This is a genomic window from Arthrobacter sp. Cza30 (genome assembly GCF_059090765.1).
In genome coordinates this window covers 796,506-809,935 of record NZ_JBNHGA010000002.1, presented here as the reverse complement: position 1 = coordinate 809,935, position 13,430 = coordinate 796,506, and the positions used below count along the sequence as shown (strand labels likewise).

Sequence of the window (13,430 nt, the reverse complement as noted above, 5' to 3'; positions counted from 1 at the left end):
CCCTGTGCTGCCCGCGGCATCCTGTGATGCAGGCGACAGGCTCATCGTGATGGGGCTAACAGTAGTGATTCGGAATACACAGTGTCAAGTGAAGGTTCAACATGTCATTTCAAAGGCCTCCGAGCCACAAACCGCGGGCGGTAGTGCTGCAGCGGTGCGGGGAAATTCGGAGGGGAGCCCCGGGTGGTCCGGAGGAGCCGCGGCCACCGGCTATTCTGTGTGGCATGGCAACACTCCGCGAGGCTCAGAAACAGCAGACCAGGCAACTTCTTTTGGACACCGGCCTGGACCTCTTCGAATCCAAGGGCTACGCGGCCACCACGATCGACGACATTGCCGCCCGTGCCGGCACTACGAGGACGACCTTCTACCTGCACTTCGCGTCGAAGGCGCAGCTGATGGGCGACGTCGTGAAGACGGTTGACTCCATTCTCACCAGCGTGGACGACCCGGCCCTAGCGACCGTGGTGGAACTGGGTACCCGCGACCTGATCCGCGCCTGGATCAGCCGGAAATTCGATCAATGGGAAGCAACCCGACCCTATCTGCATGCCGTCTATCAGGCGGCCCCGGTCGAGCCCGAGGTCGCAAAGGTCATGGAGGACTGGTTCCGCGATGTCGCGGCGGACATGACGTCCGGGCTGGATCGGTCGGGGCGGTTCGACCCGGCCAGCCGCCAGGTCCGCTGCGTCCTCGCCTTCGGCCAGCTGGAATACCTCTCGCAGCGGTGGATCCGGACGGGCTGGATCATGGACCGGGAGATGTGCCTGGAAACCTTGACGGATTCCTGGTGCCACCTGCTCTCGGAGGGGTAAGCCTGAGGCAGGATCACCCTTCGCGCGCGCCCGCCAGCAATTCGGCCAGCGCGCCGCGGCCCAGCACGGGCTGGCGGTACTCATCGCTGAGGATCTGCAGCATGGAACCGGCATAGTCCTCATTGGTCGAGGCGATCATGTCCTTGGCGAAGACCACCCGGAAGTTGTGGGCGAACGCATCAGCCGCCGTCTGCGCCACGCAGTTGTGGGTCGCCACGCCTGCCAGGACCAGCCGTTCCACCCCGGCGTCCCGCAGCCGCTCGGCCAGGCCCGTACCGAAAAACGCGCTGTCGCGTGTCTTGACGACGCGCTCGAGGCCCTCTGTTTGCAGCCCGGGCAGGAATTCGGCCTGCTCGGTCCCCTCGAACAGGAATCCCTGGTCATCGTCGAGCATGCTGAGGGTCCAGGTCGAACGGTCCCTGCGGTGTTGCGTGTAGACGAGCAGCACCGGCACCTGCGCCGCCGTCGCGGTCCTGATCAACAGATTGGCTGACTCCACCACGGCTTCCTGCCGCTTGGCCAAGGCAGGGTCCTCGAAGTACGCGTTCTGCAAGTCGATCATCAGCACCGCAGTTTTCATGCCCTCCGCCTTCCGCCGGTCGTCCTCGCTTCCATCCTGTCAGGTGCACCCGCAGTTTGGGTCTTGACGCGCCAGCAGGGACAGGGTGTGGTGTGTACTACCATCCGGCCGAAAGGACAGCGTCATGCATTCACTCTGGCTCGATACCGCCCAAGAGATTCCGGTTGACACGTACTCCGGCCAGACCGGGTTCGACTCCGTCGTCGCCGGAGCCGGGCTGACCGGCCTCACCACTGCTGTCCTGCTCGCGCGGGCCGGGCAGCGGGTTGCCGTGGCGGAGGCCCGGTCGGTCGGGGCCGCCACTACCGGCAACACGACCGCCAAGGTATCCCTGCTGCAGGGCAGCCAGCTTTCGCGCATCGCGAACCATCACGATTCCGGCACCGCCGCAGCCTATGTTGCCGGCCAGCGTGAAGCCCAGGCGTGGATCCTGCGGTACTGCGACGAACACCGGGTGGAATACGACCGGCGCGACGCCTTCACCTACGCCACCACCCCCCAGGGCGCCGAGGATCTGGCGGCGGAGCAGCGCGCCAGCGAATCCGCCGGCCTGCCGGTCGAAAAAGTCTCCGGTGCCGGCGAGCTGCCGTTCGAGGTCACCGGGATGCTGCGGCTGGCCGACCAGGCCCAGTTCCATCCGATGCACCTCCTGGCGGCGCTGGTTGCAGAACTGCGCAGCCGCGGAGGCCTGATCTTCGAGGGCATGCGGGTCACGGGCATCGGCCGCGCGGACGACGGCGGTGCCGGGGCGGGGCCGCGAAACCTCACTGTGCGCACGGGGTTGGGCGACCTTAAGACCGGCATCCTGGTGCTGGCTACCGGGACGCCCATGCTTAACCGCGGCGGACATTTCAGCGTGCTCAAGCCCATGCGTTCCTACGCCGCCGCCCTGACGGTGCCCGGGCGCATCCCGTCCGGGATGTACCTGTCCATCGACGGGCCGACCCGCTCGTTGCGGACCGCGCGCCACGGCGACCGGGAGGTCTTGCTGGCCGGCGGCAACGGCCACGTCGTCGGCCGCCACGGCCATACGCGGGGCCTGGTCGATGACCTGATCCGTTGGACCCAACAGCACTTTCCGGGTTCCCAGCCCACGCATACCTGGTCGGCGCAGGACTATGAACCGGCCGGTGCGGTGCCGTACGTGGGTCCGATCCTGCCCGCAGAAAAGCGGATCATGGTGGCCACCGGATTCAACAAGTGGGGCATGACCAACGGGGTGGCGGCGGCACTGGCGCTGTCGGCCTCGATCCTGGGCGGCGACAATCATTGGGCCAAGGATCTCTATAAGTCACGCATCTCCGGGCGGGACGCCGCCAGCACGGCCGGCACCAATTTGTCCGTCGGGTTGGAATTGCTGTCCGGATGGCTGGGTGGATTGACCCGGACCACGCATGCGGCACCGCCGGAAGGTCAGGGGACTGTGGTGCGGGAAAATTCGCGGCCGGTGGGCATTTGTACCGTGGGCTCCGCCACGCACCGGGTCAGCGCGGTCTGCACGCATCTGGGCGGCGTGCTGTCCTGGAACGACGCGGAGGGCAGCTGGGACTGCCCCCTGCACGGGTCCCGCTTCAGCGCGGACGGCAAGGTGCTGGAAGGCCCCGCCGTCAAGGACCTCGAGGCACGGTAGCCCCCTTGGGACTGACGCCGCCGCACCGGTAGTCTAGTGCGGATGCCTCAGTTGAAACGCCGCGCGGCCGCCCTTGGTACCGCCGCTTTATTGTCCTTGTCCCTGGCCGCCTGCGGCTCCGACTACCCGCTGGGTCCGGCCCAGGAAGCCGCCGCCCGGCAGGGCTCCTCCCTGTCGGGCACGCTGACAGGAGCCGGAGCATCATCCCAGAACGCGGCGATGGACGCATGGGTGGCCGGCTTCGGCCTGCTCCATTCCGACGCGCAGGTCCAGTATTCGCCGGACGGCTCCGGCGCAGGACGAACCGCCTTCCTGGCCGGCGCCGTCGAGTTCGCCGGCTCGGATGCCTACCTGGACGACGAAGAAGTTGACCAGTCGCGCAAGGTCTGCGGCCCCGAGGGCGGCTTCAACGTCCCGTCCTACATCTCCCCCATCACCGTGGCGTTCAACCTTCCGGGCATCACCGAGCTGAACCTGGACGCCGAAACCATCGCCAGGATTTTCCAGGGCGAAATCCGGTCCTGGGACGACCCTGCCATCGCGGAACACAACCCGGGCGTGGAGCTGCCCGATCTTGCGGTCACTCCCGTCAACCGTTCCGAGGACTCCGGCACCACCGAGACCTTCACCGAGTACCTGCACGCCGTGGTTCCCGAGGTCTGGACGCCGGAGCCGAGCGATACCTGGCCCGGAGAATACGCCGGGGAAAACGCGCAGGGTACTACCGGCGTTGTGAGCATGGTCGCCGGCACGGCGGGCGCCGTCACCTATGCGGACGATTCCGCCGTCGGGGATCCCCTGGGCAAGGTCAACCTCAAGGTTGGCCAGGACTATGTCCCGGTGAGCGCGGAAGCGGCAGCGAAGGCGTTGGACGAAGCCAAACCCGTCGAGGGGCGGCCGGAATACGATCTGGCCCTGGAAGTGGACCGGACGACTACGGCCGCCGGCGCCTACCCGCTGATGCTGGTCTCCTACCACATCTACTGCACCACGTACGAGGACCAGGAGAAGGTGGACCTGGTCAAGGCGTTCGCGCAGTATGTCCTTAGCCCCGAGGGCCAAACCGACGCGGCGGACTCGGCCAAGAGCGCGCCGCTGTCCGAGGAGTTGTCGAAGCGTGCCGTGGATTCCGTGGAGCGGATCAGCGCGCGTTCCTGACAGCGGCCGCACGCCCGAGCGGCGGGCTAGCTGCCGGAACCCGGCCTGCGGTTCTCCCGGTCCTCAGGCTCCTGGACGTCCGGCTCCCGGTCGTAGGCGTTGGCGTCCTCGTTTCGGGGAATGTCCGGCTGGGCCGAGGCTGAGGGAGGAAATCCGCCGGCGAAGGTTCCGCCGTAGAACTGCTGGTTGCCCGGCTCGTGCATGTCCGATCCCCCGGACTCGACGAATGTCTTGAAGCGCCACAACTCGTTGCGCACCTCCCGGTGGTCCGATCCCAGTCCGGAACCGGCCTTTTCTAGCAGGGAATGCGGCTCCCAATCGAGGTGGACGTGCATCGACGTTGTGTCGGCGTCGATTCTCCCGAACGTCACGGTTCCGCTGTGCCTGATTCCGCCTTCGCTCCTCCACACGATCCGCTCTCCGGGCTCGTCCTCGGTCACGGCCGTATCGAATTCGCGCTGCACGCCGCCGACCTTCGTGACCCAATGGTGCGTGGTGTCGGACGTCCGGATCACCGATTTCACGCCGTGCATGAAGGAGGGAAAGTACTCGAAGCGCAGCCACTCGTCATAAACCTTTGCGGCGGGCAGCGAGATCTCGACTGTTTCTTCGATGGTTGCCATGATGATCCTCATTCCGCCGAGGGAACGGCGCCGCAGGCACCGCCTCCATGAGTTGCCACCTGCAGTTAACGCTACAGAACGGCCCGTGGCGCGGCAATGAACGGCCACGCCTCCACACGCGGGAGGGTTGGCTGCAACCGGGCCCCGCGTTCCGGGGCGGAAGGAAGGATGTCCTGCATTGGGTAGTCTGTGTGGTAAACCACTGCGTTGATGTTGAGGGGGCGGTATGCCGCGCTGTTTTCCGGAACAGCCCGAGTTCGGCCGGGACCAGCCTGGCGAACGGCAGGTCTGGGAGGCGCTGAAGCGAACCCTGCCGCCGTCCGCCGCCCTGCTGCATTCGGTCGACATCGTCGAAAACGGCGCCGCCCGGCGGATCGATCTGCTCGTTGTCTGGCCCGGCGTCGGCATCGCGGCCATCGAGGTCAAAGGCGGGCAGATCAGCTACGACGCGGGCCAGTGGTACCAGTCCGGCAACGGCCGGCAGCACCGCATCAAGGATCCATTGGTCCACGCCCAGGACGCCCGGCACATGCTCCAGCGCTACCTCGGCTCCCAGTTGGGGCTCAGCCGCAGGGTCCGGTTCGCCCACCTGCTGGCCTTTCCGGAGACGCGGCTTCCGCGCCATTGGGACATCCCCGGCCTCAGGCGTTCCATGGTGATCGGCAGCGAGGACCTGAAGTATCCGGACGACACGGTCAGGGAAGCCATCAACTTCTGCGGCGACGGGGACGGCGAAACTGCGCCGGATGTCGCCGACCGCATCGTGGCATGGTTGACGCGCCCCCGGCCGAACGACGGGGCGCTCTCGGCGGCGGCCGAGCACGAAAGCCGCGCCGAGCAGATGACGCGGGACCAATCGGCGATCCTTGATGTCCTGAAGGACCAGCCGCGGGCCCGCGTCATCGGCGGCGCGGGCACGGGCAAGACCTGGCTCGCGTTGGAACAGGCCCGGCGGTTGGCGCGCGACGGAAAGCGGGTGGCGCTGCTGTGCTCCAGCCGCGGCCTGGCCCGGTACTTCGAGACCGAGACGGCCGGGTGGAAGCCGGCAGAACGCCCGGAACACGTGGGCATGTTCTATGACCTGCCGGTCCGCTGGGCCGCGCACCATCCGCTGGATCCCCGGTTGCTCACCAACCAGTACTACGAGCACTACCTCCCCCGGACACTCAGACGGCTGGCCAAGAACCAGCCGGTCCGCGAACTCTTCGACGCGATCGTCGTCGACGAGGGCCAGGACTTCGGCACGCTGTGGTGGGAGGCCGTCTTGGAGTGCCTGAAGGAACCTGCTGCCGGCGGCCTGTATGTGTTTATGGACGAAGACCAGCGCCTTTTCGGCCGCGACGGCTGGCCGCCGATTGAAGTGCCTCCCTTGGTGCTGAATGAAAACCTGCGCAATACCAAGCAGATCGCGGCGCTCTGCGGCGCACTGTCCACCGAGCTGTCGATTCCTCGGGGCCTCTCCGGCCCGCGCATCCGGCTGGTGGAGGCGACGGCCGGGACCGTCATCCAGCGGGCCGACGACGCGGTGGCGCAGCTGGTCGAGCGTGAAGGCTGGGCCCCGCAGCAGGTGGCGTTGCTGACCACGAAGCGCAAGCATCCGGCCCATCAGCAAGCGGTGGACGCATTGGGCTGGCGCGGATACTGGGACGCCTTTTTTGACGACGACGGTGTGTTTTACGGCGACGTGCTCGGCTTCAAGGGACTCGAACGCTCGGTGGTGGTCCTGGCGGTCAACGGCTTCGGCGATCCTGAGCGGGCGCGGGAGATGCTCTATTCAGGCTTCTCCCGCGCGCGCAGCCTGCTGGTCATCGTGGGCGAAAGATCGGCCCTCACCAGTGTCGGCAGCCCCGCCCTGGTCAAGAGACTGACCCAGACCGAATCTTGGGATCCTGAGCGGCAACAGCACGGCCATTGACTTTCCCGCCGCAGCGGAGCATTCTAAAACTACTTATTCGGTTTTTAGAATTTACCGGAGGTTCCCATGGCAACCACCACTCCTGCGCTGCAACGGGTCCGGACCGAGCCCGCCTACGGTGCTTTCTGGATGCTCAGGCTGGGCTTCACCGTCCTGCCGATTTTGATGGGGCTGGACAAGTTCTTCAATCTGCTCACTGATTGGGAACAGTATTTGGCCCCTTGGGTCGTTAACCTGCTGCCCTTCAGCGCCCACACCGCCATGCTGATCGTCGGCGTGGTGGAAATAGCCGCGGGTTTGGTCGTCTGGTTCAAGCCGCGGTACGGCGCCAACATCGTTTCCCTCTGGCTGGCAGGCATCATCGTCAACCTGCTGACGCTGTCAGGGTTCTACGACGTGGCACTGCGTGACGTCGGCCTGCTGCTGGCGGGACTGACCCTCGCGCGGCTGGCCACCCAGTACGATCCGGCGTGGCACCGCCGTCGCTGATCAATTCCCTGCCCGCGCCCGCCTTTAGTGCCCGGTGAAGGCGGGCGCCTCCTTGGCCAGGAAGGCATCCCGGCCGATGCGCGAGTCTTCAGTGGTGAAGGCCTGCCCGAAGGCCCGGCGCTCCACCTGCAGCCCGTCGGCGGTGGGACGGCCCAGCGCCGCATCGACCGTTCGTTTCGCATTTGCCACGGCGGCGGGGGACTTGGCGGAGATCTCCCGGCAGGTGGCGGCGGCGGCGTCGAGCATGTCGTCTTTGCTGGCGAAGACGGCGTTGGCCAGCCCGATCCGCAGGGCTTCCTCGGCGCCGATGCTGCGGCCCGTGAAAATCAGTTCCCTGGCCATTCCGGGGCCCACCCGCTGCGGCAGCCGGACCGTCCCGCCGAAGCCCGGAATGAGGCCCAGGCCGACTTCCGGCAAGCCGAACTTCGCGTTGGCCGTCGCGTAGATGAAATCGCAGGCCAACGCCAATTCCAAGCCTCCGCCCAGCGCAAACCCGTTGACGCAGGCGATCACCGGAAGGTCCAGGGTCTCCAGCAACCGGGTCAGGTCCTGCATGGCCGCACTGTGTGCTTCCGCTTCGGCCGGCCCCATGGAGGCCAGTTCCCGGATGTCGGCTCCGGCGGCGAAGGCCTTCCCGCCGGCACCCGTGATCAGGATGCTGCGCACTTCCCGGCCTTCCGGCGAACGGATGTCCGCGGCGAACTGCGCCAGGTCTGCCACGACCTGGGTGTTCAGGGAGTTGAGCGACTCGGGGCGGTTGATGACGATGGTGGCCAATTCGCCGAGGCATTCAAGCTGAATCGTTTCGTAGGTCTTTTCCACAGCCCCACTATGCCACGCCGGGCCCCAGACCGGATGTGTCATCCCCCCAGCAGGGCGACCACGTCGGCCACCTGCCGGTGTCCCCCGGCCACCGACCAGCGGTAGCCGTCGACCTCCAGGACGGCGGTGGAACCTCCGGCCGCTTCGACCAGGGTCTTGCCCGGAAGCCAGTCCCAGTCCGGCAGCCCTTGTTGGTACCAGACGCCGAAAATCCCGGCGGAGGTTGCCGCCAGTTCACACGATGCCGACCCCCAGGTACGGTAGGTGGCCGAACCGAGCAGGGTGCGCAGGTACGGCTCGCCCGCGGCGTCGTCGCGCAAATACGTGTGATGCAGGTACGCCGCCGCGCAGCTGGACGCCAAGGGAGCGCTGGCGATTTCGCCCACGCGCAAGCCGTTCCGGGTGGTGGGCAGGTCGCGTCCGCCGATCCACAGGACGTCCTCGGCGGGGTGGTAGACCGCCCCCAGCCGGCTCCCCGCCCCATCCGTCAGCGCCAGCGCGGAGCACCAGTAGTGCCCGCCGGTGAAGAAGTTGTAGGTGCCGTCCACCGGGTCGATGACCCAGGTCCGGCCCGAGGTCCCCTCGTGGCTGGAGCCTTCCTCGCCCAGGATCGCGTCCTCCGGCCGCAGCTCGCGCAGGGTGTCAACGACCAGTTTCTCCGCGGCGTGGTCGGCGGCGGTGACCACGTCGGAGATGCTCGTCTTCTCCTCGAACGTGGTCACCCCCGACCGCATGCCGTTGGCCAGCGTTCCGGCGGCGCGCACCAGCCAGGCCGCGAGTTCGGTGTCGTTTAGATGGTCAGGGCTGCTCACGGTCATATCTGAAGCCTAGCCAACGGCGCGGCGAACACGGCATGCGGGGGCAGTTGCTACCGGCGGCCCCGCCGCGGCCCGCGGCCCTTCGGCGTGCGGCCGCCGCCCGGCCTGCCTTTGCCCTGGCCGGACGGCTTGTTCGCGCCCTTGCCGGATGCCGGCGTCCGCCCCGATGCGGAGCCCTTTCCCGCGGCGGCGCCCTTCCCCGCGCCGGGGGCTCCGCCGTCGTTCTTCGCCGTGGTCTTGCGGGTCTTGCCCTTGCCCTGTTGTTCCTGCACCGAGGGCTGGCGCGAACTGCGCGCCGTGCGGCCGCGGACAATCCCGATGAACTCCTCGATGGCGGCCTCGGTCCGGTCGGTCAGCCACGCGAGGCCGATCTGCGTCTCGGGGTGATCGGTGACCGTGCGGTACACCACGTCCTTGCGGTTGTAGAGCCGGGCCACGGACATGGGCAGGATCATCAGTCCCGCCCCGGACGCCACCACCTCGATGCCGGTCTTGGCGCCGCCCATTTCCCCGGGGTCCAGGAAGTTCTCGTGCGCAATCTCCCGGTACGGGACTTCCTCGTCGTAGAGGGCCACATCGTGTTCCTTCGGCGCGACCACCACGGGCAGTTCGGCATACAGCGGGATGACGCTCAGGCCCTCGCGGTCCACCGGCAGCCGGACGAAGCTCAGGTCGGCCCGGCCGTCGCGCAGGATGGCCGTCTGCTCCTCCTCGCCGCATTGGAAGGCGGTCAGCGGGACGTCGGGCAGCCGCTCCGCCCATCGGCGGGTCCACTTCCCCGGTGTCACGCCCGGGACATAGCCGACCTTCAGTCCGGCCAACTGGGCCGTGGTCGTCGGCTCCTGGTCTGCATCCTGCACTTCATCACCGTAGCGCAGGGCGGCTAGGCTGGACTTATGAGCGCGAAATCGGCACAGTCCATGAAACCGGCCACGGCCGCCAAGAAACTGGGCATCTACCTGCCCGCGGCCCCGCAGGAGTTCCAGGACAGCCTGATCTCGCGGGAGGAATTCAATCAGCTGCAATCGGATCCGCCGGAATGGCTGGCGGAGCTGCGCCGCAACGGTCCGCATCCGCGGCCGGAGGTAGCCCGTAAACTCAACGTCTCCATCTCCGGCCTGGCACGCGGCGGCATCACGGAGCCGCTGACGACGGCGGAAATCACCGCGTTGCTGCAGGATCCGCCGGAATGGCTGGTGGCGGAACGTGCCTCGTTCGCCGCCGTGCGCGCCGAGGAGCAGCGCGTGAAGGCCGCCGGCAAGCAAGGCTGATCAGCAGGCGCCAAGCGCACCGGCCCCCTCCTCCCCCGCTGATCAAGGGGTTGCGAGAGGGCCGGTATCCGTTAACGCCAAGAGCCCCGGTCCGAAGACCGGGGCTCTTGCTCTGCGTGCGCGAGGGGGGATTTGAACCCCCACGCCCTTTCGGACACTGGCACCTGAAGCCAGCGCGTCTGCCGTTCCGCCACTCGCGCGCATTTCGCCTGCCCTCTTGGCGAGCCATCCGGTTTCCCGGTCCGCTTTCCTCAAGAACAGCGAGATCAATAGTAGCGTGAAACAGTCCCAAATTCCCAATCGGGGCGCCGGACCCCCCGGATACCGCGCAGTGACGGGGATCGGAGGGCCTGCGCCGCGGGCCGCACGCCCCGCCGTCGTGATTCCGTGAGGGTGAGCTTCACCACGCCTCGGCGCCGCCGCGCCAGCGGCGATCGCTGCCGAATGGGGCCTTTTGGGACACGCCCAAGTAGTATCGAAGGGAAGAATCGCCAGACAGGTGTGCCCTGTCCGCTGTCGCAGCGGGGGCAGACCTGACCACAACTCTGGGAGGAGGCGGCCCGATGGGCATTCTGGACAGTATGGAGCGCGGCATCGAAAAGATGGTCCGCGGCGCCTTCTCTGTCGGCGGCAAGGGCCAAGTGCAGCCGGTGGAGATCGCAAGCCGCCTGCGCCGCGAACTGGACAACGGTTCCATCACCTTGGCCCAGGGCCGCACCTTGGCTCCCAACGTCTTCGACGTCAGGCTGGGCGATTCCGACTACGCCATGGCTGAACAATGGGGCGCTACCCTGGCCGAAGAACTGTGCGACGTGGTCATCCGCCACGTCAACAGCCAGAAGTACACCCTGCAGGGCCCGGTGCGTGTTTCCTTCACCAAGGACGACGCACTCAAGGGCGGCGACTTCGAAGTCGAGGCCACCGTCGTCAAGTCCGACGGCCACCAGCCGCAGCCCACGCAGCGCAGTGCCCCCGCGGCGCCGTCACGCCAGCCCACTCTGCTGACGCCCGTGCTGGAAATCAACGGGCAGCGCTACTCGCTCAACGCGCCATCGATCGTGCTCGGACGCTCCTCCGAGGCCGACATCATGGTGGACGACACCGGGGTCTCGCGGCGCCATCTGGAGATTCGCACCGAAGGCGGGTCCGCCGTGGCCGTGGATCTCGGTTCCACCAACGGCAGCTATGTCAATGGCCAGAAGATCGACGGCCGGATTGACCTCACCGACGGCTCCGTCATCACGATGGGCCGCACCCGCATTACCTTCCGCCTGCTGCCGACACGGGGCGGCGGGGCCTAATGGGCGAGCTTGTCGTCACCGCGCTGCGGTTCGGTTTCCTGATCCTCCTCTGGATCATGATCATCAGCATCGTCTCCGCACTGCGGCGGGACCTGCAGATCGGCAAGCGCAGCCGCACCGGATCCCCCACCGCGCGCGAAGTCCGGAAGAATCCCGACCTGGCGGACGCTCCGGCACCCCGGGTGGCTCCGCGCCGCCTGGTGGTCACGGAAGGGCCGCTGGCGGGTCACTCGCTGGAACTGGCCGCGAGCCCCATCCTGTTGGGCCGGGCCCAGGAAGCAACGCTGGTGCTGGAGGACGATTACGCCTCCGGCCGGCACGCCCGCCTCTTTCCGCAGGGCAGCCGCTGGTTCATCGAGGACCTCGGCTCCACCAACGGCACCTACCTGGCGGAGAACCAGCTGACGCGGGCGCTGCCCGTTGATCCCGGCGTTCCCATCCGGATCGGCAAGACGGTCATTGAGTTGAGGCCCTGACGGTGGCTCTGGTTCTGCGCTATGCGGCGCGGTCTGACGTGGGTAAGGCACGGTCCAAAAACGACGATTCCGCCTACGCCGGGCGTTATCTTGCCGTGGTGGCCGACGGCATGGGCGGCCATGCCGGCGGTGACGTGGCCTCGGCGTCCACGGTGCTGGACCTGGTCCACCTGGACCGCTCGGGCCATCAGGACCCGGCCAACGTGCTGGCCGACGAGATCCAGACCGCCAATTCCATCCTTTCGGAGCTGGTGCAGACCAGTCCCAAACTGGCGGGCATGGGCACCACCGTCACCGCCGTGCTGCTGCATGACGACAGGCTCGAATTCGCCCATATCGGCGATTCCCGTGCCTACCGGCTGAAAAACGGCGTCTTCGAGCAGATCAGCGTCGACCACACTTTCGTCCAGCGGCTCATCGACGAAGGGCGGCTCCTTCCCGCGGAAGCCGAAATCCACCCGCACCGCAACGTGCTGATGCGCGTCTTGGGCGACGTCGATGCCAGTCCCGAACTCGACCTGGCCAGCCATCAGGCCGAGCCGGGGGAAAAATGGCTGCTCTGCTCCGATGGGCTCAACGCCGTCGTGCCGGACAGTGTGGTGGAATCCGTGGTGCGCAACGCGCCCACGCTGCAGGACGCCGTCGATCAGCTCGTGGAGCTAACGCTTGACGGCGGTTCCCCGGACAACGTGACCATCGTGATGATCGAGGTCGCCGAAGCGGCGCCGGAGGCGGCTGACACCGCCTCCCTCGGCCTCGCCCCGAAACGACCGAAGGCATCGGCCTTAAAGCACGACGGCGCCGCCTCCCCTGTCGCGGCAATGCCCGCCGACGGAGCCTCTCCCGGGGCACAGGCGGCAGCGGGCGCCGACGACGAACAGCTTCAGCCGCACGAGGCGATCCGCGCCGACGCCATCCGCCGCGAGCTGGAGACCCGCCCGCATGTGCTGGTGGGCGCCGCGGCATTGGCCACCGAGACCGGACAGATCCCCATCGTCACGGCCCACTCCAACAAGCGCCGGGCGGCCGCAATGCTGACCCACAAGGCCCCGGACGAACCGGAAACACCCGAGAACGAGACCGCGGCCCCGGCCCGCAAGCCCTGGCTGATCCCGGCGTTCCTGACCGTCATGTCGTTGCTGCTGGTGGCGGTCATGTGGTTTGGCTACCTGTGGACGCAGACCCAGTACTTCGTGGGTTCGGCGGACGGACGGGTGGCCATCTTCAACGGCGTCTCCCAGAACTTCGGGCCGATCGCGCTTTCCCACGTGGACACGGTCTACAACATCCCGCTGGAAAGCCTGCCCGCCTACCAACAACAGCGGCTGGATTCCAGCATCTCCGCACGCGACCTCGGGCATGCCGAGGAGATCGTTGAACAGTTGCGGATCAGCAGCCAGCGGAACTGTCCGGAACCCGAACCCAGCCCCAGTGCCGTTCCGACGGACCGGCCCAGCGGCTCGCCGGGGGCGACGCCGGGGCCCGTTGCCAGCCCCCAGCCCAGCGTGCCGCCGGAATGTGTAGGTGGATAA

The 13,430-nt window shown here is 67.3% G+C and carries 14 protein-coding genes and 1 tRNA gene; 9 read left to right on the top strand and 6 right to left on the bottom strand.

The window, feature by feature from the left end; translation table 11 throughout:
* The first annotated feature begins 224 nt into the window (after positions 1-224).
* Positions 225-815, top strand: a complete 591-nt coding sequence (locus tag AC5RVZ_RS09045; protein WP_494065397.1) for a TetR/AcrR family transcriptional regulator — start codon at positions 225-227, stop codon at positions 813-815.
* Between the two features lie 13 nt (positions 816-828).
* Here the strand turns inward: AC5RVZ_RS09045 and AC5RVZ_RS09040 are convergent, their stop codons facing one another.
* Positions 829-1,395 (bottom strand): cysteine hydrolase family protein, encoded by a 567-nt coding sequence (locus tag AC5RVZ_RS09040; protein ID WP_494065396.1) that lies wholly within the window; start codon positions 1,393-1,395, stop codon positions 829-831.
* Positions 1,396-1,519: 124 nt separating this feature from the next.
* Here AC5RVZ_RS09040 and AC5RVZ_RS09035 point away from each other — a divergent pair, with 124 nt between their 5' ends.
* Both AC5RVZ_RS09035 and pstS read left to right on the top strand, forming a co-directional pair.
* Positions 1,520-3,025, top strand: coding sequence for an FAD-dependent oxidoreductase (locus AC5RVZ_RS09035; protein WP_494065395.1), 1,506 nt, complete (start codon positions 1,520-1,522; stop codon positions 3,023-3,025).
* A gap of 42 nt (positions 3,026-3,067) precedes the next feature.
* Positions 3,068-4,183 (top strand): phosphate ABC transporter substrate-binding protein PstS, encoded by a 1,116-nt coding sequence (gene pstS, locus AC5RVZ_RS09030; RefSeq protein ID WP_494065394.1) that lies wholly within the window; start codon positions 3,068-3,070, stop codon positions 4,181-4,183.
* Between the two features lie 26 nt (positions 4,184-4,209).
* On the opposite strand, the gene AC5RVZ_RS09025 is transcribed toward pstS, so the two are convergent.
* Positions 4,210-4,806, bottom strand: a complete 597-nt coding sequence (locus AC5RVZ_RS09025; RefSeq protein ID WP_494065393.1) for an SRPBCC family protein — start codon at positions 4,804-4,806, stop codon at positions 4,210-4,212.
* A gap of 226 nt (positions 4,807-5,032) precedes the next feature.
* Between AC5RVZ_RS09025 and AC5RVZ_RS09020 the strand changes: the two genes are divergently transcribed.
* Positions 5,033-6,721 (top strand): nuclease-related domain-containing DEAD/DEAH box helicase, encoded by a 1,689-nt coding sequence (locus AC5RVZ_RS09020; RefSeq protein ID WP_494065392.1) that lies wholly within the window; start codon positions 5,033-5,035, stop codon positions 6,719-6,721.
* A gap of 66 nt (positions 6,722-6,787) precedes the next feature.
* Positions 6,788-7,210 carry a hypothetical protein gene (locus tag AC5RVZ_RS09015; RefSeq protein WP_494065391.1) on the top strand — a complete coding sequence of 141 codons (423 nt, stop codon included), beginning with the start codon at positions 6,788-6,790 and terminating at the stop codon, positions 7,208-7,210.
* Between the two features lie 24 nt (positions 7,211-7,234).
* On the opposite strand, the gene AC5RVZ_RS09010 is transcribed toward AC5RVZ_RS09015, so the two are convergent.
* From AC5RVZ_RS09010 to AC5RVZ_RS09000, 3 genes are read right to left on the bottom strand one after another with little or no spacing between them, the layout of a single operon-like run.
* The gene (locus AC5RVZ_RS09010) at positions 7,235-8,032 is read right to left on the bottom strand and encodes an enoyl-CoA hydratase/isomerase family protein (RefSeq protein WP_494065390.1); all 798 of its coding nucleotides are present in this window, start codon (positions 8,030-8,032) and stop codon (positions 7,235-7,237) included.
* A 38-nt stretch (positions 8,033-8,070) separates the two neighbouring features.
* Complete coding sequence (locus AC5RVZ_RS09005; protein WP_494065389.1) at positions 8,071-8,850, bottom strand: inositol monophosphatase family protein; 780 nt, start codon at positions 8,848-8,850, stop codon at positions 8,071-8,073.
* A gap of 50 nt (positions 8,851-8,900) precedes the next feature.
* Positions 8,901-9,710 carry a LysR family substrate-binding domain-containing protein gene (locus AC5RVZ_RS09000; protein ID WP_494065388.1) on the bottom strand — a complete coding sequence of 270 codons (810 nt, stop codon included), beginning with the start codon at positions 9,708-9,710 and terminating at the stop codon, positions 8,901-8,903.
* Between the two features lie 60 nt (positions 9,711-9,770).
* Here AC5RVZ_RS09000 and AC5RVZ_RS08995 point away from each other — a divergent pair, with 60 nt between their 5' ends.
* Positions 9,771-10,121, top strand: a complete 351-nt coding sequence (locus AC5RVZ_RS08995; protein WP_494001331.1) for a DUF5997 family protein — start codon at positions 9,771-9,773, stop codon at positions 10,119-10,121.
* A gap of 117 nt (positions 10,122-10,238) precedes the next feature.
* Here AC5RVZ_RS08995 and AC5RVZ_RS08990 read toward each other — a convergent pair.
* Positions 10,239-10,321: transfer RNA gene (locus AC5RVZ_RS08990), tRNA-Leu, on the bottom strand.
* Between the two features lie 363 nt (positions 10,322-10,684).
* Between AC5RVZ_RS08990 and AC5RVZ_RS08985 the strand changes: the two genes are divergently transcribed.
* The 3 genes from AC5RVZ_RS08985 to AC5RVZ_RS08975 are packed head-to-tail and all read left to right on the top strand — an operon-like array spanning position 10,685 to position 13,430.
* A complete protein-coding gene (locus AC5RVZ_RS08985; RefSeq protein WP_494065387.1) occupies positions 10,685-11,422 on the top strand; it encodes an FHA domain-containing protein in 738 nt (245 codons plus the stop codon).
* Positions 11,422-11,898, top strand: a complete 477-nt coding sequence (locus AC5RVZ_RS08980) for an FHA domain-containing protein FhaB/FipA (RefSeq protein WP_493978260.1) — start codon at positions 11,422-11,424, stop codon at positions 11,896-11,898. Before AC5RVZ_RS08985 ends, AC5RVZ_RS08980 begins: the two co-directional genes overlap by 1 nt.
* Before the next feature lie 2 nt (positions 11,899-11,900).
* The gene (locus AC5RVZ_RS08975) at positions 11,901-13,430 is read left to right on the top strand and encodes a PP2C family protein-serine/threonine phosphatase (RefSeq protein ID WP_494065386.1); all 1,530 of its coding nucleotides are present in this window, start codon (positions 11,901-11,903) and stop codon (positions 13,428-13,430) included.

Bases quoted from the DNA above. Each gene is read 5' to 3' on its own strand.
- AC5RVZ_RS09045 (WP_494065397.1), top strand. From the start codon at position 225: ATGGCAACACTCCGCGAGGCTCAGAAACAGCAGACCAGGCAACTTCTT.
- AC5RVZ_RS09040 (WP_494065396.1), bottom strand. From the start codon at position 1,395: ATGAAAACTGCGGTGCTGATGATCGACTTGCAGAACGCGTACTTCGAG.
- AC5RVZ_RS09035 (WP_494065395.1), top strand. From the start codon at position 1,520: ATGCATTCACTCTGGCTCGATACCGCCCAAGAGATTCCGGTTGACACG.
- pstS (WP_494065394.1), top strand. From the start codon at position 3,068: ATGCCTCAGTTGAAACGCCGCGCGGCCGCCCTTGGTACCGCCGCTTTA.
- AC5RVZ_RS09025 (WP_494065393.1), bottom strand. From the start codon at position 4,806: ATGGCAACCATCGAAGAAACAGTCGAGATCTCGCTGCCCGCCGCAAAG.
- AC5RVZ_RS09020 (WP_494065392.1), top strand. From the start codon at position 5,033: ATGCCGCGCTGTTTTCCGGAACAGCCCGAGTTCGGCCGGGACCAGCCT.
- AC5RVZ_RS09015 (WP_494065391.1), top strand. From the start codon at position 6,788: ATGGCAACCACCACTCCTGCGCTGCAACGGGTCCGGACCGAGCCCGCC.
- AC5RVZ_RS09005 (WP_494065389.1), bottom strand. From the start codon at position 8,850: ATGACCGTGAGCAGCCCTGACCATCTAAACGACACCGAACTCGCGGCC.
- AC5RVZ_RS08995 (WP_494001331.1), top strand. From the start codon at position 9,771: ATGAAACCGGCCACGGCCGCCAAGAAACTGGGCATCTACCTGCCCGCG.
- AC5RVZ_RS08985 (WP_494065387.1), top strand. From the start codon at position 10,685: ATGGGCATTCTGGACAGTATGGAGCGCGGCATCGAAAAGATGGTCCGC.
- AC5RVZ_RS08980 (WP_493978260.1), top strand. From the start codon at position 11,422: ATGGGCGAGCTTGTCGTCACCGCGCTGCGGTTCGGTTTCCTGATCCTC.